The following is a 24173-nucleotide window of genomic DNA, read 5'->3' as shown; positions in this document are numbered from 1 at the left end:
TTTGTACCAATAAAGAACTATGCCAAAGAACTTACTTATAGTAGAGTCGCCAGCCAAGGCGAAAACCATAGAAAAAATACTCGGCAAAGACTTCACCGTCAAGTCGAGCTTCGGTCATGTCCGTGATTTGGATAAACGGGGCGGAGCTGTGGACATTGAGAACGACTTCGAACCGAAGTATGTCGTTTCTTCCGATAAGAAAAAGGTAGTCAAGGAACTCAAAGACCTGGCTAAAAAGTCGGATGAAGTCTGGCTCGCAACGGATGAAGACCGCGAGGGAGAGGCTATTTCCTGGCACCTTTGTAAGGTGCTCGGGCTTGATGAGGCTTCGACCAAACGGATCGTATTCCGGGAAATTACCAAGCCAGCTATCCAAAGAGCCATCACGCAGCCACGAACGGTGGACGTGAACCTGGTCAATGCTCAGCAGGCCCGGCGCATTTTGGACCGTTTGGTAGGCTATGAACTGTCTGAGATCCTCTGGAAAAAAATCAAGGGGAAACTATCTGCCGGCCGGGTACAATCCGTAGCGGTCAAGCTTCTGGTGGAACGGGAGCGTGAGATTATGAATTTTGAGCCCTCGCCGTTCTTCCGGGTTAATGCACTTTTTGATGTAAAGAATGAGCAAGGCAAATCTGTAAAGCTTAAGGCAGAGAACCCGTCCCGTTTTTCTACTGAGAAGGACGCAGAGCAGTTCCTGCAGGAGTGCCGTGAAGCGGTTTTCAGTATCACCGATATTGACATAAAGCCACTCAAGCGCCGGCCTACAGCCCCCTTCACTACTTCCACCCTTCAACAGGAAGCGAGCCGGAAGCTTGGTTTTAGTGTGCAGCGCACGATGAGTGTGGCGCAACGCCTCTATGAAGCAGGGCATATTACCTATATGCGTACGGATTCTGTGGCTTTAAGCGAAGTGGCGCTTAAGAGCATCTCCAAGGAAATCGAGCATCTCTACGGCTCTAACTATGTGAAAACACGACGCTACAAAGGCAAGTCTGCTTCCGCACAGGAGGCGCACGAGGCGATTCGCCCAACCTATATCAACAAGCAAAATGCTTCCGGCAACCGGGATGAGCAGCGTTTGTACGAACTCATCTGGAAACGGACCATTGCTTCTCAAATGTCTGATGCGGAACTGGAAAAGACCATTGTCAAAATTGGCATTAGTACGGTCCCTGATGCTTACCTCAAGGCAGAGGGCGAAGTGCTTAAGTTTGATGGTTTCCTGAAAGTCTATCTGGAGTCCACAGACGATGAGGATGAAGACCAGGAAGCTAAGGGCATGCTGCCTCCGCTGAAAGTAGGGCAGGACCTTAACCTATTCAATATGACTGCCATTCAGCGGTTTACCCGTCCGCCATCCCGGTACACGGAGGCGGCACTGGTTAAGAAACTGGAAGAGCTGGGCATTGGCCGCCCGTCTACCTACGCGCCCACAATTAGCAAAATCATGGAACCGGAGCGTGGCTATATTATCAAGGAAACGCGTGATGGTACCGAGCGTGACTACCAACTCCTGACCCTGACCAAGGCTGGCGACATCAAAAAGGAAACCCTGACGGAAATGACCGGCGCGGTCAAGAACCGCCTGTTCGCCACCGATATGGGCATTACGGTAGCCGATTTCCTGAGTGAGCACTTTAAGGAAATCATGAACTACAGCTTCACGGCTGATATTGAGAAGCAATTCGACTCTATAGCCGAGGGCAGCAAGGAGTGGACCAACATGCTGAAGGCATTTTACGGGCCGTTCCACGAAACTGTGGAAAAGACGCTCGAAAACGCAGATCGCCCTACCCGGGAGCGAGTGCTTGGTAAAGATCCGGAATCTGGCCGTACTTTACTTACGCGGATGACCCGCAACGGCCCGGTGGCACAAATCGGAGCGCCCGATGAGTTGGACGAGGACGAAAAGCCTAAGTATGCTAATCTTCGTCACGGGCAGTCTATGGAGACCATTACTTACGAGGAGGCACTTAAGCTTTTTGAGCTTCCCCGCGATTTAGGGGAGTATAAAGGTGAGCCCGTTCAGGTTGGCGTTGGACGGTTTGGTCCCTATGTACGAATGGGAGAGAAGTTCTTTGTATCTATCCCAAAAGATGAAGACCCACTGGAGCTTTCCCAGGAGCGGGCTTTCGAGCTGATTAAAGCCAAACAAAAAGAAGATGCACCGGTAGGTACTTACAAAGGCAAACCGATCACTAAAGGCAAAGGCCGTTTTGGACCCTTCCTGAAGTATGATGGCTTGTTTGTGAATGTGCCCCGGAAATACGACTTCGATAATATCTCGCTGGAGGATATGCATGAGCTGATTGAGAAAAAAATCGAAAAGGAAGCCAACCGCTATATCCACCGTTGGGATGACGAAAAAATATCCGTGGAGAATGGTCGTTGGGGGCCCTTTATCCGCTTCAAGCGCAAAAACGTCAAAATCCCTAAAGTGGATGGTGAGCGCATGACCTCAGAGGCTGCCAAAGATCTTACCCTTGAGCAGGTGAAGGCTATTATTGAGGCAGAGTTGCCTGGCTCATTTAAGGAAACAAAGAAAAAGACGGCCGGGAAAAAGGCACCTTCCAAGAAAAAAACGACTACGGCTAAAAAGAAGAAATAGCCTGTCAGGCTTTCTTCCTGAAGGACCAGGTCAGGCGCATTTCGCAAACTACGTCGCCACGGGTATTTCGGCCGGTGGTCAGCACCGTAACTTCCTGCCCGGTACCGGTGGCAATTGCCTGGTCCACTGCCGCGTAGATTTCGGCACCCGCATTACAGGTAAAAGTGGTGCGGGTGTCGGCTTTTTTGATAAACTTTGCTTCGAACCCGGTAATCAGCATGGAGATCTTCCCTTTTCCAGTAAGGGCCAGCAAAGCTAACGTACCGGTGGAAAGCTCAGCTGCTCCGCTAAGCGCGGCGAAGTAAGTGGACCGAAAAGGGTTTTGGGTGGCCCAGCGGTATGGCATGCTCACCACACAGGTATTGGTGTCACAAGCATCCACCCGGATACCCCAAAACCAGCACGAGGGGAGCCGTTTTAGGAAAAACAGGCGCATTTTCCAGACGGTGTTGAAATCCCGCAGCCGTTTTTGAATCAAAGGCGCGATTTCACTGGAAGGGGTAACGGAGGTATTTGTCGCCATAGCATCATTTTAATTTAGCAGTATTGGCAAAGGCCGCCTGATAGTCAGCTTATTAACTTGGCCAAGGCCTTTGTAGTAAGTCTAAAAGTACGAAAAAGCGCGGAGAGTCAAGGGGCTTTACTTTGCCATTTTGCAGCCAAAAGCTTCTGATAGCTGCATAAAATCACTACATTTGGGCATCCATCACAAACCATATTAATAGCGCATGAACCTTCACGAATACCAAGGAAAAGAATTGCTGAAGAGCTATGGCGTAGCCATACAGGAAGGCCTCGTGGCCAATACCGTAGATGAAGCCATTGAGGCCTACGGGAAGATCAAAGAAAAAACAGGCTCTGGCTTTGCCGTAGTCAAAGCTCAAATCCATGCCGGCGGCCGCGGAAAAGGCGGTGGTGTGAAATTGGTGAAAAACGAAGGCGATCTCAAGGAAAAGGCAGATGCTATCCTGGGCATGATGCTGAAGACCCCGCAGACACCGGGGGGCATGGAAGGCCCGGGCAAGCTGGTTAAAAAAATCCTGGTAGCCGAGGATGCATACGTGCCTTCTCCGGACGAGTGCGATGAGTTTTATGTGTCTGTACTCATGGACCGGGAGAAAAAGTGCAATGTCATCATTTACTCCACTGAAGGAGGTATGGACATTGAAACTGTAGCAGAAGAGACGCCGCATCTCGTACATAAGGAATACATCGACCCGACACTTGGCCTGCAGGGCTTCCAGGCACGTAAAATTGCCTTTAACCTCGGTCTGAACGGAAAGGCGATGAAAGAGATGGTGAAGTTTATCAGTTCTCTGTACAAAGCTTTTGTAGGTGCAGATGCTTCACTGTTTGAAATCAATCCTTGTCTTAAGACTGGGGACGACCGCATTATCGCTGTGGATTGCAAGGTGACGCTTGACGATAACGCGTTGTACCGCCACCCTGACCTTGCTGAGCTTCGCGATACCGATGAGGAAGACCCAACCGAAGTGGAAGCCAAAGAATACGGCCTGAACTATGTTCAGCTGGATGGCAACGTAGGCTGTATGGTAAATGGTGCCGGCCTGGCCATGGCGACTATGGATATTATCAAGCTTTCTGGTGGTGAACCTGCCAACTTCCTTGATGTTGGCGGTACCGCTGATGCCAAGCGTGTAGAGCAGGCTTTCCGCATCATCCTCAAAGACCCGGAAGTGAAGGCCATCCTCATTAATATTTTTGGTGGCATTGTTCGCTGTGACCGCGTGGCGCAGGGGGTTGTGGATGCATACAAGAATATGGGTAACATTGAGGTGCCCATTATCGTGCGTTTGCAAGGGACTAATGCTGATGTCGCGAAGACTTTGATCGATGAGTCAGGCCTCGCCGTTAAATCTGCTATCCTGCTACAGGAAGCAGCGGATCTGGTGAAGGAAGCTGTGGCTTAAAATCAGGTTCCTCCTCCAGGGAGAACAATTGAACAGGCAATAAGAGCCGGGTACCGCTTAACTGGGGTATCCGGCTTTGTTTTTGACAACCATTTTCAGGCATTAGTGTTTCCTTCAAAAAACCAGTGGATTATGTTTGGACTATTCAAAAAAGACCCGGTCAAGAAGCTCGAAAAGAAGTATCTTAAGCTTATGGAAGAAGCCATGGAAATACAGCGGGGAGGTGATATCAAAGCCTACGCGCAAAAGTCCGCAGAGGCAGAAAAAGTCGCTGAAGAAATAGAACGCTTAAAAAACGAAAAACCATAGTGTTCCTCTTGTGAGCTCTGGGTATTCCGAAAATCATATTGCTGTTCACGATTTGAACGAAACTTATTTTGTAAGTCAATAGACAGTTTTACATTTATTTCATTGTTGGTTATGCATCGTTTTGATAAATCAAAAACAGTTATTATATTTGCTATGCTTTGATTCGACACGCTAAAGTATTATCAGAGAATTGTAACCTCGCTCAAGTATGCACTCCTAAACCACTTTCTGTGGTCATGACAGTATGCGCAAAAACCGAGTCAGAATAAGTACTTGTTGCTTCCCTGATTCGTGGCTCCTTGAGGAGCAAAATTTTTTATTATTTTTGATTGAAGCTGTCACATTTTATTGCAGTATTTTGCATGAAGACATTTATGTGCCTGGACGGACTTAGTAAGATCAGCGGGCACTTCCAAGCCTCCTAACTTGATGCGTCTGTTGACCTACTTGTTTTCCAGTGTATAAAAAGGTATACGTACAAAATTCCCTCCTTACCTGACTATGTATGCTGTCTTCATACACGTTTTGCTGCTCAAACAACTTAATGGTAGATACAGGTAAGCATATCTGTATAGGTACTTTACTATCTTCTGCTATGGGTCTATTTGCCATACCTGGTGATTAAAAGACGCTGTGTTGGAAGATAAGTAGTTATGTGGGTAGCTAAGACAGTTACAGTAACACCGGCAACGCATAGGCTGCCCTTTAAGAGGTACGCCCGGCTGAAAGGTTTTGCCTTCAAGGCTATATGTGTATTGTCTGAGGTTGTTCAACGTCAAAAGTATGCACATTTAAGGCTCGCTGCGGCTCTGGAGACTACATATTGCCCAAGGTCAGCGTGAGGAGCATTAAATTTTAAAAACCCTTTCTGCTAACAATGAAAGTAATGGTCATTTGACCAAAAGATAAATCTATGCCCATAATTGGCCTATGGTCATAAATATACGCTAAACAATCACAAACCTCGAATGCTTATGAATTACACTAACACTTTTTTTCGAAGGCGGAAGCCTGAAAGCAGTGTCTTACCTTTAAGGTATTCCCATGCTTTCCATCTTCCCCTGCAGTTAGCGATACCGCTGCGCTCGGCGCTGGGTTTGCTTGCTTTTATCCTTGTATTTGCAGCTGGGGCAGGCAGCCTGAGTGCACAGACACTCCTTAAAGCCTGGGACTTTGGTGGAAATAGCGGTGACGAATTCTCCGTATTGGCAACTACCAATGCTCCGGGCATCAACGCTACCTCTGGCGATGTACGGCGCGGAGGCGGGCTTAACACAGCCGGTACGCCTGCACGAGCCAATACCTTCACGGCCCGAAACTGGGACGGCTCCGACCTGGCAACTGCCCGGGGTGCTGCAGATTACTACAAAATTACGATTCGCCCCAGCAATGGAAACTGCATGACCCTCACTGAGCTAAGGCTTTATCTGGGTACTTTCAACGGAGCTCCTATCCCCAACGCTGTAGTGTACAGTGATGCAGGAGGCGATAATTTTAATACTCCGCTGGGCACTTTTTCCGTTTCGGGTGTAGGTCAATACACCGTGCCGCTCAATGGTCCTGGTTTTGAACAGGTAACCGGAGCCATATCCTTTAGGGTGTATGGTTTTCATGATGGCAGTCAGGGCACCTTTGATCAGCTCTGGCTGGGTAACACCGCAGACAATGGAATTGATGACATTGAATTCTACGGTTACGTAGCGCCAACACCTGGCACATTGAGTACTACCGTTTTTGATGACCCCCATTGCTACGGAGAGTCTCAGAATACGCTGCGGCGGCTGCAAGTTGGCGGTGCCAGCCTGAACGCGAATGAAGTCGTTGTTTGGCGTATCGTTAACTTCGTTCCTTTTCCTGGCAGTGATACGCCAGCTTTTGCCAGTGGCGAATACACGCAGGCTGATAATTCGACGACCAATGATGAGTTTTCCATCTTTAATGGTGGTTTCAGTTTCCGGCCTTCCGAACTGGCTACCGGTGTGAATAATATGCCTCTTTACGGTACTTATGAAGTGGAAGCCTTTATTCGCAATACGGAAACAGGTTGTGAAGGTGGTGTGCTTACCGGCCTGACTAAAACCATCAATCAGGTACCGGATATTAGTATTCAGCCTTTTGCGCAGAATCCGTTCAACGCGGTATGCCTTGGAGAAGAAGCACGGTTCCTGGCTTCTCCTGCCGCTGCCGGTAGTACGATGCTTCCACCCGTGCAAACTTACAAGTGGTCCTTCTCTGGTTCCCCATCCGTTATGGATTATGGGCAGACAGCTGCAGATGGTGTCACCAAACGTAATCAGGGTGCTACCTATGGTATGGCTGACCTCGGTCCGCAAACCGTTGATCTTGATGTGACTTTTACAAATGGATGTACTTCAACTGCACCTACGCATACCATCACTGTGAATGATAACCCTAGTGATGCCTTCCGAACAGCGGGTACAGATGTGGCTTTCCCTTTCGCTGAAACCCTGGATTTTGATGCAGACCACGACGCTTGTCCCGGCGATGTATTCGAATACGGTACAGAAGCTAATACTGCAGGTATCAATAATGTAAGCTGGACCTTGTCTGGTGGTGGTAACATCATCGCTGGCCAGGGGACTCGCAATATACAGATTGAGTGGACGACGCCAGGCACGCATACCCTGTCTTTCCTGGTGATGAATATTGCTACGGGTTGCACATCTGCCAATTCCCTTGACGTAACGGTACTGGATGCGCCAGCTGTTACAATTGGCTCATTTGGTGGCAACCCATTTGACGAAGTATGTGAAGGTGATCAGGCCATCTTTTTGGCATCGATCTCCTCTTCCGGCCCGCCCCCTGTGGCCAACTACAGCTGGAGCTTTTCCGGCAGCCCCGTTGAAGATCCGGGTGCAGGCACAGGAGGCACAGGTCAGTTGGCATTAGATAATACACCACGGCGTATTGGTGCCACCTGGGCTGATGCCGGCTCAGAGTCGGTAGATTTAATGGTAACTTATGACAATGGCTGCTCAGTAGATGCGCCAACCCACATGGTTACAGTTAACCCGTTGCCAACAGTTGAAATACAACAGTTTGCAGGTAATCCCTTTGCGGAGGTGTGTTCTGGTGGGACCGGCGTTTACCTCGCGAATCTGGGCAATCCTACTCCCGGAGGGAGCGTGAACAGCTATAGTTGGAGTGTAAGCCCTGCGGCACCGATCACCCTTGCCGGGCAGTCAGGTGACGTAAGTGGGCGCCGCCGGGCGGAGATAGCGTTCCCGCCAAATATGGGGACTGCCCCGGTGACGTACACCGTGGAACTAACGATAGAAGATGCAAACGGCTGTGTAAATACCACTACTCAGGTAGTAGAGGTACGCCCGGAGCTAAAACTGTCTTTTGACTTTAAGAACCCTCCCGGCTTTGCCAATAATGAGATTTGCAACGGAGGTACTGTTGATATTGACCTTGATGTCCTGCCCGGACAAGAAGTATTCTACAGCGAGGGCAGCGACTATGAAATTCGCAACGTTATTGTCCGCCACCGTACAGCCAGCGCTAGCAGCTTTGTTGCCGGATATGGCCCGGTAAGCGGCGGTACGCTGAACAGTGGAGATGTGATTTCCGGTGTAAACGAAAACCTGTCTCATAATGAAGCTGAGCCGGTACTCATTCAGTACAACTTTGTACTGGAGGACCTGGTATGTGGTACCAATGATTTCCGTTCTGTAGTAGTCGAAGTACTACCTGCGCCTGTGATTTCCTGCCCTGAGAATATTACCGTGCAAACCAGCAATAACGGTACCGGGGATTGCACAGCTTCAGCGAGTTGGACCAACCCAACTGAAAGTGCTGGCGCCTGCCCCCCAATCACCTTAACCATTAGTATTGATAATGGTACACCGCAAACAGTTGTACAGGGTGAAACCTTCACGACTACCCTGAGCGGTGGTGAGCATACCGTGACTTATGTGGTTACAGATGGCAACAACAACCAGGATGACTGCAGCTTCACCGTAACTGTCGAAGATGACGAGCGCCCATCCAGCATCGCACTGTCTGATGTCTCGCTGACAACAGAGGAAGATGGTGCTGAATGCCCCGGCACTGCCAATACCAGCCTTGTCGTTGATCAGGCTAATCCGATTGCCACCGCAGCGGATACCTGGAGCTACTTCGTGCATGGTGTGGAAATCGATGGATTCAATAACATCACCGACAATTGTAGTGACCCTGCTAATATTGATATTTATGTTTGGGAAATCAATGAGATTTCCACTGATGCCTGCGAAAGCAGCTTCAAAGTATTTTTCCGTTATTACGATGAAGCCGGCAACTGGCGTCAGCGTGGTAAGGAATTTACTATTGTCGACGAAACCCGCCCGAGCAGCATCGCTTTGCAGGACATGACCTTCACTACTGAGGATGGCGCAACCTGCCCCGGATCAGCAGATACCGATCTGGTGGTTGATCAAAGCAACCCTATTGCTACGGCAGCCGACAACTGGAGCTTTACAGTACACGGCAACACCGTACAGGGCTTCAATAATATCACGGATAATTGCAGCGACCCTTCAGAGATTGAAATCTTCGTTTGGGAAATCAACGAAATCGCTACGGGTGACTGCGAGAGCAGCTTCAAGGTGTTCTTCCGTTACTTCGATGCCTGCGGTAACTTCCGTCAGCGCGGACAGACCTTTACGATTCAGGACAACACCAAGCCGGATTTCAACAAAGGCGGGTTCTCTGAGGAGTTCACGCTGACAACTGAGGACGGTGCGGACTGCCCGGCCAACGCCACAGTAGACGGCCTGGAAACAGGTGATGTACTGACGCCAGGCGTAGCAGTGCCCTTCACCGTAGCGGGTGTATCCTTCACTACGCCAACGGACATGGTAAGCGACAACTGCGTAGCGCAGAGCGACCTGCTGCTGACCGTAGATGTGGTGAACGAGGACGTAATGAACGAAGGCGACGACTGCAACAAGCAACTACGCGTACGCTACAAGCTGGAAGATGGCTGTGGCAATCAGCGTTTCTTTACGCAGGAGTTCTCCGTAACGGACAACACCAAGCCCGACTTCGCTGTGCCTGCCGATATTACCATCTTTACCGATGCTGATTGTGATTACGATGCTGATCCTTCCATTACCGGAACGGTGGACGATGAGTCAGATAACTGCTCTGCAGACTTGACTGCCAAGTATGCTGATGTGATTGTGCCGGGCAGCTGTGCCGGGGAAGTCATTATCACCCGTACCTGGACGCTTACCGATGATTGTGGCAATGTGACAGAGCAGGATCAGATCATTACCGTAGAGGACAACACGGCTCCAACGCCGGTTTGCCTCAATGGCGTGCTCATCCCGCTTGACCCGGATGGAGAACGGACGCTTGTTGCAGAAGATGTATTCGACTTTAGCGCATCCTTCGATAACTGCAGTACCGTTTCCGTTACGGATATCAGCCCGGCGATCATCGATTGTGAAGATGTTGGCGGACTGACAAGTATTCAGGTGACCGCTTTTGATGATTGCGGCAATGAAGCGACTTGTACTGCTACCATTGAGGTTTCTGATATCACTGCGCTGCCCTCACCATGGGAAGGCGTGGATATTGGCAACCCCGGAAGTGGCAATACTTACAGCTACAATCCTTGTGTTGATGAGTTCACCATTGAGGGAGGAGCTTACAACACTCCAACGCCCACGGATAACCTGGCTACTATTTCACAGACCCTGTGCAGCAATGGCAACGGACTGGTCGGTATTCAGCTGAAGGTAGAGTCCGTATCTGGTGGATTTGGTGGCGTATTCATTCGCGATAGCAATGCGCCTAACGCCAAGTACGCAGCTCTGCTCAAACAGAATAACACCAATCTGTTATCATGGGAGCGCCGTACCTCTACTGGTGGAAGCTTAGACCGGGGTACAGGTGGGGCAACTTTCCCATTCTGGTTGAGAATTTTCCGTCAGGGGAATCTTATCCGGGCGCAGTATAGCAACACTGGCAACAACTGGATCCCATACCGTCAGATTTACCTGGAAATGGGATCGTGTGTTGAGGTAGGCATGGTGGCTTACACTACGCATCCAAATGGAACCGTAGATGCTGTGTTTAGCAACGTACAGGTTGCAGGTAGTAGTACTGCCGGTACTAACAGCCTGGCTGTTGATCAGGGTAGCAACGGAGTCCTGCCTGGTTTAGATCAGGAGGCCCTGTTCACTACAGAAAGCATGGACTTGTCTGTATTCCCGAACCCGGCTACTGATCAGCTCACACTGAAGTTTGGAACCGAACTGCCTGAACTTTCCACGATCACACTCCGCAATCAGCTGGGGCAGATCATGAAGCAGGAGCAGTTGCGCACACCGGATACACAGATGGACTGGGATATCTCCAACTTAAGCACAGGCACTTATTTCCTTGAGGTTCGTACCTCAGATGGTGCCCCGCAGGTGGTGAAATTCCTGAAAACACGATAAGGTTCTAAACCTTAATGGATAGATTTACTGGCTGGCGCCTGGTGCAAACACTTTGCATCAGGCGCTTTTAATTTATGAGCCTAAGGGAAGCCGACTTTGGCAAACCTTTTCATCTGTTAGAGATGCTAACATAGTATTTCCTAAAGGCAGGCAGTGTCGCATAACAGGCCTGTGAGGAGATTATACGCAATACGAAGTGGTTTGCGACATTGGCCACTGACGAAGCATAGCTTGTCAGGACAGGCCGCTGATGAAGTCAAGCTTATCAGGGCAAGCGCAAGCCACTTCCCAGCGTAAATGCTGACATTGAGTAGGTTTGCTATGGCAAACCACTTAATCGTCAGTATATGAACCTGATGACGATTGATACCCGGCTCGTTAAGATTAGCCGTAAAAAACCAAAAAGCCAGTGAAACCGTATCCACTGGCTTTTTTTTGAATTGAAGTCATCGAGAGAACAGGGCTTGCAAAATGGCAAAACCTACGTATAGCCCTGATCAATTTCCCGGGTCCGCACTATTGTTGACATCCCCCGATTTTATGCCTATAAAGTCGAAATCCGGAATATTCCCGGTAATGTTACTGATCATGAAAACGCCGGGCAGAGGGGCTGCCATCGGATCATTGGGGCCGCTCAATGGCCAGGCGGCGGGTACAAAACGCCAAATATCCACAGCATCATAGTCTATGTTGATACCAAGGATAGCTTTTCGAATCGCAATTTGATCCAATACGGAGATAGACTGGGAATTGTTGACATCAGCGGCAATTTCCTTGTAGGGGCTATCGAGGCTGAGCAGGCCCAGGTTATGCTGCCCGATACGGATGAGGTCGAGATTGGAAATCCCTTCCTGAATATCATCGTCCTTGAAGGCATGCAGGCCTACTACGCTGCCGGTCGGGACATCAAAAAAAGTATACAGCCCATCAGCTCCTGTGGTAACGGTATCATTGACCGGGCCTGAGAGATAAACAATGGTATTGGCAACCGGAATGCCATCTTCGTTTGTAACGATCCCGCCGATACTTACCATAGCCGGGGGCGAAGCATCAAGCCCGCCGAGGGTATCGGCATTGGTCCCGGCAGGATCCAGCCAATCCATCAGGCGGGTATCCGGGGTACTGCCCTCGTCCCATGAAAGCGTGAAGCGGCCATAGAAGGCATTGGTATCATCACAGCCATTAAACCCACCGTGCAACTGCCCTCTGATCTTTCCGGTGCTGTCGAACAGGGCACTTCCTGAAGAGCCCAGCTCAAAGGTGCCCACGCTAAAATCTACATTAAAATGGTGGTTGGGCGGAGTAGCCCCTGCCTGCCAGTTGATGCTGCTGGGGTGTATCTGTGCCTGATCGTAAGCAGAAACCTTTTTGATATCTCCGCTTGGGTGGTGAAACATGATACCTGCATCCGGAGCGTTAGGCCGGCGGTCCCAGCCTGCGAAGTAAGCTTCAAAACCCGGAGGAATGGCATTATTGAGCTCGAACAAAACAAAGTCGCTCTCTTTGCGGCTGGCGCGGCGCTGACAACCCATCAGAGATTGGAAGGCGGGCTCTGTAGCGGGGTTGCCACAGTTTTCACCCTCGTAGTTAAAATCGAACCGCCACAGGTCATAGAGGGGGGTATAACCTTCATCACAGTGGTAGGCACTGAGGATATAAGGCGTTTCATCTTCCGCTGTATTGTTGATCAGGGTGCCGCTGCAATAACCGGTGCCTTCTTCCAGTACCATCACAATCCGGCAAACGCTGCGCTGAATATCCCGGAAGCCGTCCCCGGCATCACAATTGGCATTGGGGTGACAGGCCAGGCTTGTCCCAAAACCAAAATTGAGCACGCTACGGTTCGGGCTTTCGCGATAGCCGTAGTCTACGCGGCGGATGTGAATGCGGCCTTGCTGACGGGCATGAGCGGGCTCCCGGTAAGTAAGTTTGGCCGTGGCCCCTTTGGTGAAGCCGGAGAAAAACTGCCCGCCGGGCTGATTGTCCTGAAAAGTATAGATGGCTTTTTGCGTTTCTTCCGGGCCTGATAGCTCAAGGGTACTGCCAGGTGGCAGGTAAAAGGCATCGTAGATGAAACCAAGCCCCAAAGCACCAGGAACATGTATGGTACAGGTCCAGGTAGCACTGCCGTCGGCATGGATGGTCCAGGTTCCGGCATTATCAAGCCCAATATCAGCAGTTAGGGGAGCGGCAACCCGGCTGTGCAGACCGTTGGACTCATCTTCGCGGATCAACCGCTCGACGTTGGGTGGCGATAGCCGAACTGTGGCATTAGGTGTAAGGCCGGATTGAGCATTAGTATTGAACCATTGCAGCAGGCATAAGCTCAGAGTGGGGAGTAAAAGCTTAAGTTTCATAGGATTATGTTCTTTGTCTTCTTCGTTTACCGCCACGTTGTTACCACAGCGGTAAGGCTCAAAAGTACAAAGAACTTATGGGAAGACCATACGATATTTCAGATGGTGTTGGGAATTCGCTTTTGGAGCGAATGTAGTCAAATTTTATTCTGAACAAGGCGCGATGAAGGAGCCTAGCCTAAGCTAAGCGACTGAAGAGCAACGAAATTCAGGATAAAACTTGGCAAATGCAGCCCAAAGGGTGAAATCTCAACACCGTCTTAGGATTGCAATTGGAGTAGACTACAGGCTGTTAACATATTCGATGATAGTCCGTACCTGTGCTTCGGCAAAGCGGTCCACAATTTCGGGGTCCATGAGGAGTTGGGCATCCTGGAAATTGTCGAAAAACAGGTGCTCAATCAGTACTGCAGGCATCACCGTGCGGGTAAGAACGTAGAACCGGGCTTCCTTGTCGTAGTCGCCATCAGACCGGTCTGTGCGCATCGTAATTCGGTCGCCCAGCAGGTCGCGGACGTGCCCCCAGTGCGCATCGGCAATACGGTCAGAAGCGGTGATGCCGGGGGAGGTGTAAATTTCATATCCGCGTGCCCCAACCCCGGATGCATTGGCATGGGTAGACAGGAAAATGCCCCGCCGGTAATTGCGGAAATACCAGTTGGCCTGATCAACGCGGTACTGCAGGGGGAAGTCTACATATTCATGGTAAACAGGCAGGTAACGAATGCCCAGGATGTCGAGTTTCTGAATGACCCGGGCAACCAAAGTCCGGTTCCAAACCCCTTCATAAAACCAGGAGCCATTATGAAACTGGCCCTGCTGATGCTGAAACTGCTTACTGGGTGCTGTGGTGTATTGCCCTGAAGGTGAAACACCACCGTGCCCCGCATCGAGGAATACACAGAAATTGTCATTCATGGTTGCGTCTGTTTGGCGTAATATAAGAACTTACTGTATATGAAGGCGCGAAAATGAACATAAAGACGTTAATACATGTAACGTTGCGGACGTTGTTTTTAGCTTATCCAGGCGCAGAGTTCGTGTTTTTTTCCTTTTTTTGCGTTTGAAAACATTGCAAATCTCGAATAACTCAAATATACAAGCTATGAAAAAGCTTTTCTTTCTGTTGCTGACCGGTACGGTACTTTTAGGTTTAGGCTGCGAGCGGCAGCAGTTTGGATTAGAGCCGGAGGAAGACCGTAAAGATGAAGATGAAATTATTATTGTTGATTACCTGCAGGCCAATAACCTTATGGAAGATGCTGTACGGCATGAGTCTGGCGTTTATTATATTATAGAAGAAGAAGGAGAGGGGGCTTCATCTCCAACTGCAAGCTCGCAGATACTGGTACGTTATAAGGGCACTTTACTGGATGGAACGGTATTTGATGAAACTGAGGAAGAGGATGCTGTTTTGTTAAACTTGTCAAGAACGATTGATGGTTGGCGCTTTGCAATCCCGCTCATCAAGAGGGGAGGGAAAATTAAGTTTTTTGTGCCCTCTAATTTAGCCTATGGTATTAATGATGGCAACAGGGGACGAGCCATCGCACCGGGCATACCCGAATACGCGGTCCTTTACTTTGAGGTAGAATTGGTTAATTTTCTCTGAGCAGATAATTTTGAAGCCATAAAGTATAGCGTTTTGAAGTTTTGAGCTATCTCTGCATACTTTATGGCTTCAAAATTTTCAATCCAAAAACGCCTTATGAACGGCCAGCGGGCGGTCTGTAGCCAAAATATCAGCACCTGCTTTGTAGAGTTGGTGGTAAACGCGGTCGCCCTTTGCAGTCGCGCTTTGGTCGAGGTTGCCGATCGTTCCGATAATCACCGTGATACCAGCGTCTTTAAGCTGCCGGTAAAATGAGGCGGGCCGCTCTGTAAGGCCGGTAAAAGCCATAAGATTTTTAAGGTTAAACGGTCCATCTATGTAGCGTTTGAGTTCTTCCTCATTGCGAATGCTGACGGAGATTTTGATCCGCGGGTCTTCAAGATAAGCCCTAAGTGCATCTTCATAATTATAGGTGATGACAGAGGCGTAATCAATCGCCCCCATATTCCGCACCGTTTTCACTACTATTTCTACAGGTACGCCCCGTTTCACATCAAGTGTAACTTGATATCCTCTGCCTGCCCAGTGCAAGACCTCCTCCAGGCTGGGCGGGTGGTAACGGGTAACGGTGCCATAGTCATCCTTTAGGAAAAGATCGTGAATTTCTGACCAAAGCGTTTCCTGTGCCGGCCCGTAGCCCGTAGTTGTCCGGTTCAGGGTATTATCGTGGAGCAGGAAAAGGACACTGTCGACGGACATATTCACATCACACTCTACTATAACCGGCGCTTGTTTAGCAACAAACTGGAACGTCTCCAATGCATTTTCCGGGTAGCCGGCAATAAAGCGCCCACCTCTGTGCGCACTGATCAGGGGTCTGCTAACCGAATGTTTGACTGAAGCAACAGGAGTGGAAGGAATACGCTGCTCGTAAACAACAGAAGATAGGTCGAAAGAGGGGTTCGACATTTTTTGCCCCCCGAGGGCAGGTGCGAGCAGTAGTAAGCCCACACAGATTAAAAGTGTTCGCATGAGTTTGGGTTAGGTTTTTGTGCATTTGTTAGGCTAATAACGAGGATATTAAGGTATTTGTTTCTAAATCTTATAGAAAAAAACGAATCGTATACGTATTAGGTTTCGGGATAAAATTTGGAGTGCCTGTCTTTTCTTAGAAACGTTTTGGCATAGCCCCCCAAACGAAAGTATAAGGTTTTGACCGGGAAGTGTGTTGTGCCGGGGCAGGAGATTTTTATACACAAAATAAAACCTTATTTACATTAACTTAACATACCGTATTTACCTTTGCGTAAATTATAGGAAATGCCCTGTAATGATTTAAATTTCAGAACTCACTATTTTTTACACTCCGAACTTTAAATTTCAACTCTTATGAGGACCAAACTCCTTAGTTTGTGTGCATTTTTGCTGCTAAGCCTGGCAGTTAATGCTCAGATCACGACTAGTAGTATCAGCGGTCGTGTCGTTGATACCGATGGCACAGAACTAGTGGCTTAAGACATAAGTTTCTGACAATTTAAATGAGAGGTTCCCGGTCCTTGTCGAAGCCTTTAAATTTCCATTTTAGAGGTTTAGCCAAGCACTCATTGTAAAAAGCCACGTAGGCTTCTATTTTGATTTGTAGCTCTTCGACTGAAGAAAAATTGCCATTGCTAATCACATGACGCTGCAGCTTAGCGAACCAATTTTCGATTGGGTTGAGCCAGGAGCAATGCTTGGGCGTGAAGACAAATCTGATACGGTGCTCTTCTTTTTCCAGGAAACGCCTACGAGTTACCATGTTTTTTAAGATGCCCTCCCGGCCTTTTGTGCCCAGGCCTTCATCATACCCTTCGCACTCGGCAATCCAGCGGACCAGCGATTCCGACATATGGGTATTGAGCTGGTCGGACAAAATAATAACCTGGTCCATTTCTGGCAGTGCATGGACGGTGCATTTGATGAAGTCAGCATAATCTGTTTCATCCCGAGTGTCTCCCATACGGTAATTGATGACCTGGCCATTTTCCACGTTGTTAGCGGCAATCAGCGTCGTTGTACCGTGACGGATGTACTCATATTCCACCCGTTGGTGTGCCCCCTTGCTTTTGGGGGCTGCACCTTTGGCACGCTCTATAGCCTGGATACCCGTTTTTTCGTCGATGCTTATGACATGGCGGTTGGGGTGCTTGCGCAGCACAGAATCGAGAATGAACTGGCAAACCAAAGCAACCCTGAGCACGAAGGCTCCCCAATCTTCGATCTTTGGGAATAGCCAATACTCTGATTTATGAGGCTGAAGAGGGCTGCTTTTTTAAAATCCTCCCTACTTGCCGGGAGGAAATACTGGCCACGATGCCTTTCGCTATGGCAACTTTGGCCAGCATCTCGTGCGTCCAATCAGCCATTTCTACCTGGTAATCGGCTGGGGGCTCGCAGGCTAGGGCTATGATCTGTTTTTCCTGGGCTAAGGTGATGGTTTTCGGCGCTCCCGAACGAGGCGAGTCTTTTAACGTACTGATTAAACGTTTGCGTAAATCCAAGGGGCTCACTTCTTGATTCTCCAAATACGATTCATAGGATACCAAATTATCATAGTCTGCCTCCCAGCGCCTGCGCCAGGATTTTACCGTATTCAGTGAAATATCCAGTTCCCTTTTGATGTGGGAATTGCTTTGTCCTTGATTGGCCATTAGCAATAGCTTGATGCGCTTGGCTAGTTGCTGGCTTGTCGTATGCCGGCGCCCTATATCCTGCAATATCTCCTTTTGTAGTAGAGTCATCGGGATTGGGGCAGCCGGTGCTTGGCCTCTTCCCATGGTATTTTCTGTCAAAGAACGTTTAAAATTATCAATTATTTATGTCTTAAGCCACTAGTTGGTGCTACCATCCGTGCCGTACACACGCCTTCCGGTTCAACTTACGGGACTTTTACAAACGCCTCTGGTTACTATACGATCCAGGGTATGCGTGTTGGCGGCCCGTACGAAATTGAAGTCACCTATGTTGGGTACGAAAGCCAAAAGCAGGAAGGGATTTTCCTTACGCTGGGCAACTCTTCCATCATTGACTTTGAACTGAGTGATGGCGCAGTTGCTATTGACGAGGTACTCGTCTTAGCGGATCGCGACAGCCGCTTTACTGATGGCAAAACAGGCTCTGCCGTGAACATTTCTTCAGAAAAGATCACTGCACTGCCAACCATCAGCCGTAGCATCAATGACTTTACGCGTTTGACGCCACAGTCTAACGGAACGTCTTTTGCGGGTACCAACTCCCGTTTTAACAACTACACCATAGATGGTAACATCTATAACAACAACTTTGGTCTTGGCTCTGCACAGTTTGCAGGCGGCAATCCAATTTCTCTGGATGCCATCGAAGCGGTTAGTGTAAACCTGGCACCTTACGACGTGCGTTATTCTGGCTTTACCGGTGCTTCTGTCAACGCAGTGACCAAGTCTGGTACCAACAAGTTTAGTGGTTCTGCCTACTACCTCATCCGCAACGATCAGATGCAGGGTAACAGAGTTGGCGATTTGGCGATAGACATTCCTGACTCCCGCAACGAGATTTACGGTGCTACACTGGGTGGGCCAATCATCAAGAACAAACTGTTCTTTTTTGCTGCTTACGAAAGAGAAGTGGAAACCTCTCCTCCTCCTTTCATCAAGAGTGCTGCACGGCCAGGTGAAGAGCCAGATGGCCTGGTAATCTCACGCGTGCCAATTGAGGAAGCCAACTTCGTACGTGACCAGATTCAGAGCCTCTATGGCTATGACGTTGGTGCTCCCGATGGATATGGCTTCGCTTCTGAGCAGCAGCGTATCAATGTTCGCCTTGACTATAACATCAGCGAGAATCACAAAGCGAGCTTCCGCTTCAATGATTACTCTTCTTTCAGCGATATCCCTACCAACAACAACTCTATTCGCTTCATTCAGACCCGCTACCGGAATACTACCCGTCAGGGCGTGGAGAACATCAACTTCCGTAACAACAACTACACTAATGACCGCAATGTGCGCTCATATGTAGCGGAACTGAACTCTATCTTCGGTAACAAAGTGTCCAATCAGTTGAACGTAGGTTACACTCAGATTGCTGACCCCCGCCGTGGTATTCCTGGTGATCAGGCCTTCCCCTTCATCGAAGTCCTGGAGCCGGATGCATCTGGCAACCTCCTTTACTACATGACTATGGGTAACGAGCTGTTCAGCGTAGGCAACCTGCTTGAAAATAACGTGCTCAACGTTACCAATAATACTACTTTCTTCCTCGATCGCCACACGGTTACTGCCGGTGTCAACTTCGAGTACATGACCTTCGACAATGCCTTTAACCCGGTATTCAACGGCTTCTACCGTTTTATCGGTTATCAGAACTTTGTTGATGCGGTCATCAATCAGGATCAGTCTGTGTTCCCTGACGCTTTCGCAAAAAGCTACGCACTTGACGGCTCTACCACGCCTCCTACCGATGAGACCCGGTTCGGTCAGATTGGTGTATACATTCAGGACGAATATCAGGTCAATGAAAACTTTAAGCTTACTGGTGGTTTGCGTGTAGACCTGCCGTTCTACCCAATTGATCTGCCTCAGAACGAACTGCTTGCTGCAGAGAACAAAACATTCACAGACAATGATGGCGATACCTTTATGCCTGACGTAAGCGTATTCCCTGATGTCAACCCACTGTTCTCTCCACGTGTAGGTTTCAACTATGATGTGAATGGTGACCGCAGTACGGTTATCCGTGGTGGTACAGGCCTGTTCTCCGGCCGTATTCCTTTCGTATGGCTTTCCAACCAGGTTAACGGCTCCGGTGTAGTTCGGGGTGGCCTTGGCTTCGAAGGTCAGGAAGTAATCGATGAGGGTATCGTCTTTAACCCTGACGTAACCGCTTACAATCCTGAAAATCCAGGTCAGACGCTTTCCAATGAGCTGAACCTGACAGACACAGAGTTCCGCCTGCCACAGGTTTGGAGATCAAACATTGGTCTTGACCAGAAACTGCCTGGTGGTATTGATCTGACGTTGGAGTTCATGTACAACCGTGACGTGCACACGCCTGTTGCTTACAACGCCGTACTGCGTGATGCTGACGAGACCTTCAACGGTCCTGATCAGCGTGGCTACTGGACAGATCAGCCAGGTTTGAGTGGTTACAGCAATGACGAAGACTTCCGCAACGTTTTCTACCTGACCAATGCAAGCGAAAAGGCAGACTACTTCGCGGCGACTGTTCAGCTTTCCAAGCAATTTGATAATGGCTTCTTTGCCATGGCTGCTTACACGCGTTCACGTGCACGTGATCTTGATGCAGCTGGTGGTTCTCAGGCCGTTTCTCTGTGGACAGCTACTGTTCAGGAAAACCGTAACAACCCGGAGCTTGGTTTCGCTGGATTCGATCAGCCTAACCGTGTTATTGGTAACCTCGGCTATCAGAAGGGAGGAACAACACTTAGCGTATTCTACGAAGGCGGCGACTTTGGCCGATTCTCCTACACCTACTCTGGTAACTTCGGTGATGCTTCTGATCGCTTGATTTACGTTCCTAATTCTGCAAGTGAGCTGAATTTTGAAGCCTTCGAACTTGACGGTGAGACCATCTCTGAGTCTCGTCAGCAGGCATTGCTTGACGCTTACATCGACCAGGATCCTTACCTGAGCGAAATTCGCGGTGAAGTAGCTGAGCGAAACGGCGCACTCTTGCCTTGGGTGAACCGCTTTGACTTGCGTATTCTTCAGGATGTGAACTTCTTTGGAAAAGAGGACATGCCTAAGCTGCAGCTTTCTTTTGACTTTATCAATATTGGAAACATGTTTAAGAGTGAGTGGGGTGTGCCTGAAGTGCCATGGCAGCGTAACCTCCTCAACTACCGCGGTGTGAACGATGCTGGCGAGCCGGTATACCGTTTGAACACAATTGGAGGTACATCTGAGTTTCCAACTGAAACTTACCGCACAACAACCAACGTTCTTGGCAACACCTGGCGCCTGCAGATAGGTGCGAAAGTGATTTTCTAAGCGTTGATGACGTTCCGTTTTTGTGCAGTTGCAACAGAAGTGCTTAAGCTACTTCTTGCTATCTGCGCTTAGTTTACGAAACACTTATGACGAAGCGTCTGCCGGCACTGCCTGGCAGGCGCTTCGTGCTTTTGGACAGCCCAAAAACCGGCGCTCATTTCCTCAGTCAAATACTTAACACAAAGATTTAGGCTGGCATTCAGCCATTTGCTTCCATTTGCCCTATTTTTGTGCTGCACTCAGTCAAAACTAAAATTCCGTTTTATGAAAAGAATGATGACACTTCTCCTGCTGATCACTGCACTTTCGTTTTGTGTGCAGGCCCAACAAAACTTTGCCGTTGATGTGCAAAGCAACTTTTACAGCCCCGAAAACCTGACCATCAGCGTAGGGGATACCGTTACCTGGACTAACCTCAACGGCTTCCATAATGTAAACGGCGACCAATCGGTCTATCCGGACAACCCGGAAAGCTTTAGCAACGGCAACGCCAGCTCCAGCGCCTGGACTTACCAATATGTCTTTACCATCCCCGGGACTTACACCTATCAATGTGACCCGCATGCGGGGCTGGGCATGGTGGGTACGGTCACGGTGGAAAACGCACCTGCTGGCAACCCCGCACTTATCCTGACCGCAGTATACGATGGCCCGCTGCCTGGTGGCCTGCCTAAAGGCATTGAGGTCTACGCCACTGCAGATATTGCCGACCTGAGTGTCTACGGTGTAGGTTCTGCCACCAACGGCGGTGGTACGGATGGGGAAGAATACACCTTCCCGGCCGTTAGCGCTTCCGAAGGGCAATACCTGTATCTCACGAGTGGGGACGGTATAGCCTTCCAGGATTTCTTTGGGTTTGCCCCGGATTTCACAGATGAAACTGGTGCTGCCGTAAGTATTAATGGGGACGATGCGATAGAGCTGTTTTTTGAGGGCAACGTCATCGACGTCTTCGGTGAGATCAATGTGGATGGCACTGGTACTGCATGGGAATACCAGGATGGATGGGCCTACCGGGTTGATGGTACCGGGCCGGATGGCAGTACTTTTGTGCTCGGTAACTGGTCCTTTAGCGGCCCGAATGCGCTGGACGATGAGGCGACTAATGCCGGTGCGGCTGTTCCCGTACCAGTTGGTACCTACAGCCCAAGTGGCACAGCTATGATTTCCGCAAATAATGATGTCGTGACTACCGATTTTGAAACCGGGATCACCATTGATATCCTGGCCAATGACCAAACCCCCAACCCACTGACTTCCGTGGAACTGACGACCGGTGCAAATACCAATGGTACAGCTGTGCTCAATGCAGACAATCAGGTGGACTACGCTCCGGATGCCGGTTTCTGTGGCGAGGCGACTTTCGATTATGAAATTTGTGATGCGGATGGCTGTTCCTCCGCAACGGTAACCGTGAATGTGCTTTGCCCCGTGGATTATCCGGAGTACCCAATTGGTACGGTGACCACCACTGATGCAGATGGCGCCGCCGATTCTCTTGGTGTGACCTGCGCCCTTCGTGGTGTGGTGCATGGGGTAAACCTCCGTCCGGAGGGCCTGCAGTTCACTATCATTGACGAGGCTGGAGATGGCATCGGCGTATTTAGTGGCAACCAAAACTTTGGCTATACTGTCACTGAAGGTGATCAGGTGCTCGTGGAAGGTGTGGTTGATCAGTTCAATGGCCTGATACAGGTTGAAGTGGAGAACGTCACTTTTATTTCAGCTGATAATGCCCTGCAAACTCCTGATATTATCACCGCACTTGGCGAAGCAACCGAGTCTCAGCTCGTCACGATTGAAAACGTCACACTGGTTGATCCCGCTGCATGGGGAGACGGCTTCTCCGGCTTCAACGTAGACGTCACTGATGGCACCAACACCATCACCGTGCGTATTGATAACGATGTGGACCTCTTCGATTTGCCCGCTCCAACCGGCACTTTCAATGTGACGGGTATTGGCGGGCAGTTTGACAGCAGTTCACCGTTTGATGAAGGCTATCAGCTGCTGCCCCGCTATATGGCAGATATTGACCCTTATGACTCAGGCAGTGGTGGATCAGACTTCCCACCCTACAGCATAGGCACTGTGACTACTGTAGATAATGATGGCGTGGCCGATTCCCTGGGCGTTGCCTGTGAATTGCAGGGCATCGTATACGGTGTCAATCTGCGCGGCAGTGGCCTGCAATTCACCCTCATAGATGCAACCGGCGAAGGCATTGGCGTCTTCAGTGCCAGCGAGGACTTTGGCTATACGGTAACCGAGGGCGATGAGTTGGTGGTCCGGGGTATGATTGAGCAGTTTAATGGCTTAACGCAGATTGGATTGGAAGAGCTGGAGGTGGTGAGTACAGGTAACAGTCTGGTGGATCCGGAACTAGTCACTTCACTTAATGAGTCGACTGAATCCAGTCTAGTCAATTTATTTGGTGTGACCCTTGTAGAACCGTCGTTATGGGATGATTCCGGTGCCTCCTTTAATGTGGAAGTGACAGATGGGGTGAATACTTTTACCGTACGTATTGACAATAACACGACCCTGGCAGGTTCCCTTTCCCCTGGTAATTCTCCGCTTTCCATTACCGGCATCGGTGGTCAGTTTGACTCCGACAGCCCGTTTGATGAGGGTTATCAGATCATTCCCCGCTATCTGGAGGATGTGCAGTTTATCGATAATACGGTGGATCAGGAGCTTGGGCAGCAGGTGAAGGTCTTCCCGAACCCTGCAAAAGGTACGGTATTGGTAGAAACCACAGTAGATGTTGAACAGGTTACCCTCTTCAATGCTTTGGGGCAGCCCGTACAGCAACTGCGCAACCTTTATGGTACGCATACGCTCAGCCTCGGCCAACTGCCAGCGGGCCTCTACAATGTTGTATTCCGCAATGGACAGCATATCTGGACAGAGCCACTGATGGTTAGATAAAGAT

14 protein-coding genes are annotated in these 24173 nt (G+C 49.5%); 8 read left to right on the top strand and 6 right to left on the bottom strand.

What is annotated here, in order from left to right:
• Positions 1-19: 19 nt before the first annotated feature.
• On the top strand, positions 20-2611 hold the full coding sequence (gene topA, locus IX84_RS24660) for a type I DNA topoisomerase (protein WP_044227149.1): 2592 nt from the start codon (positions 20-22) through the stop codon (positions 2609-2611).
• 4 nt (positions 2612-2615) lie between these two features.
• Here topA and IX84_RS24655 read toward each other — a convergent pair whose 3' ends face one another.
• Complete coding sequence (locus IX84_RS24655) at positions 2616-3134, bottom strand: PaaI family thioesterase (protein ID WP_052516367.1); 519 nt, start codon at positions 3132-3134, stop codon at positions 2616-2618.
• Positions 3135-3339: 205 nt separating this feature from the next.
• On the opposite strand from IX84_RS24655, the gene sucC reads away from it, so the two are divergent.
• From sucC to IX84_RS24645, 3 genes are all read left to right on the top strand, one after another.
• The gene (gene sucC / locus IX84_RS24650) at positions 3340-4542 is read left to right on the top strand and encodes an ADP-forming succinate--CoA ligase subunit beta (protein WP_044227147.1); all 1203 of its coding nucleotides are present in this window, start codon (positions 3340-3342) and stop codon (positions 4540-4542) included.
• A 132-nt stretch (positions 4543-4674) separates the two neighbouring features.
• Positions 4675-4851 carry a DUF6435 family protein gene (locus tag IX84_RS33115; protein WP_152605222.1) on the top strand — a complete coding sequence of 59 codons (177 nt, stop codon included), beginning with the start codon at positions 4675-4677 and terminating at the stop codon, positions 4849-4851.
• A gap of 974 nt (positions 4852-5825) precedes the next feature.
• A complete protein-coding gene (locus IX84_RS24645; protein WP_044227144.1) occupies positions 5826-11303 on the top strand; it encodes a T9SS type A sorting domain-containing protein in 5478 nt (1825 codons plus the stop codon).
• 497 nt (positions 11304-11800) lie between these two features.
• Here IX84_RS24645 and IX84_RS24635 read toward each other — a convergent pair whose 3' ends face one another.
• Together IX84_RS24635 and IX84_RS24630 are read right to left on the bottom strand one after the other, a co-directional pair.
• Positions 11801-13660, bottom strand: coding sequence for a hypothetical protein (locus tag IX84_RS24635; protein WP_044227137.1), 1860 nt, complete (start codon positions 13658-13660; stop codon positions 11801-11803).
• A gap of 282 nt (positions 13661-13942) precedes the next feature.
• Positions 13943-14578, bottom strand: a complete 636-nt coding sequence (locus IX84_RS24630) for an N-acetylmuramoyl-L-alanine amidase (protein ID WP_044227135.1) — start codon at positions 14576-14578, stop codon at positions 13943-13945.
• Positions 14579-14765: 187 nt separating this feature from the next.
• Here IX84_RS24630 and IX84_RS24625 point away from each other — a divergent pair, with 187 nt between their 5' ends.
• Positions 14766-15272: an FKBP-type peptidyl-prolyl cis-trans isomerase gene (locus IX84_RS24625; RefSeq protein ID WP_044227130.1), complete on the top strand. Its 507-nt coding sequence runs from the start codon at positions 14766-14768 to the stop codon at positions 15270-15272.
• Between the two features lie 78 nt (positions 15273-15350).
• Here IX84_RS24625 and IX84_RS24620 read toward each other — a convergent pair whose 3' ends face one another.
• Positions 15351-16244 (bottom strand): glycerophosphodiester phosphodiesterase family protein, encoded by an 894-nt coding sequence (locus tag IX84_RS24620; RefSeq protein ID WP_044227127.1) that lies wholly within the window; start codon positions 16242-16244, stop codon positions 15351-15353.
• A 357-nt stretch (positions 16245-16601) separates the two neighbouring features.
• On the opposite strand from IX84_RS24620, the gene IX84_RS34365 reads away from it, so the two are divergent.
• Positions 16602-16727 (top strand): hypothetical protein, encoded by a 126-nt coding sequence (locus IX84_RS34365; RefSeq protein WP_262501666.1) that lies wholly within the window; start codon positions 16602-16604, stop codon positions 16725-16727.
• A gap of 19 nt (positions 16728-16746) precedes the next feature.
• Here the strand turns inward: IX84_RS34365 and IX84_RS24615 are convergent, their stop codons facing one another.
• Both IX84_RS24615 and IX84_RS24610 read right to left on the bottom strand, forming a co-directional pair.
• The gene (locus IX84_RS24615; protein WP_052516191.1) at positions 16747-17451 is read right to left on the bottom strand and encodes an IS630 family transposase; all 705 of its coding nucleotides are present in this window, start codon (positions 17449-17451) and stop codon (positions 16747-16749) included.
• Between the two features lie 46 nt (positions 17452-17497).
• Complete coding sequence (locus tag IX84_RS24610; RefSeq protein ID WP_152605135.1) at positions 17498-18043, bottom strand: helix-turn-helix domain-containing protein; 546 nt, start codon at positions 18041-18043, stop codon at positions 17498-17500.
• Between IX84_RS24610 and IX84_RS24605 the strand changes: the two genes are divergently transcribed.
• A complete protein-coding gene (locus IX84_RS24605) occupies positions 18014-21238 on the top strand; it encodes a TonB-dependent receptor (RefSeq protein ID WP_081968929.1) in 3225 nt (1074 codons plus the stop codon). The genes IX84_RS24610 and IX84_RS24605 overlap by 30 nt on opposite strands.
• Before the next feature lie 264 nt (positions 21239-21502).
• Positions 21503-24169, top strand: a complete 2667-nt coding sequence (locus IX84_RS31495) for an Ig-like domain-containing protein (RefSeq protein ID WP_081968928.1) — start codon at positions 21503-21505, stop codon at positions 24167-24169.
• Positions 24170-24173: the final 4 nt, after the last annotated feature.

The sequence above is a fragment of the Phaeodactylibacter xiamenensis genome (assembly GCF_000759025.1).
Classification (GTDB): Bacteria; Bacteroidota; Bacteroidia; order Chitinophagales; family Saprospiraceae; genus Phaeodactylibacter; species Phaeodactylibacter xiamenensis.
Note: the sequence above shows the minus strand (reverse complement) of the source record. Positions and strands in the feature narration are given on the sequence as shown.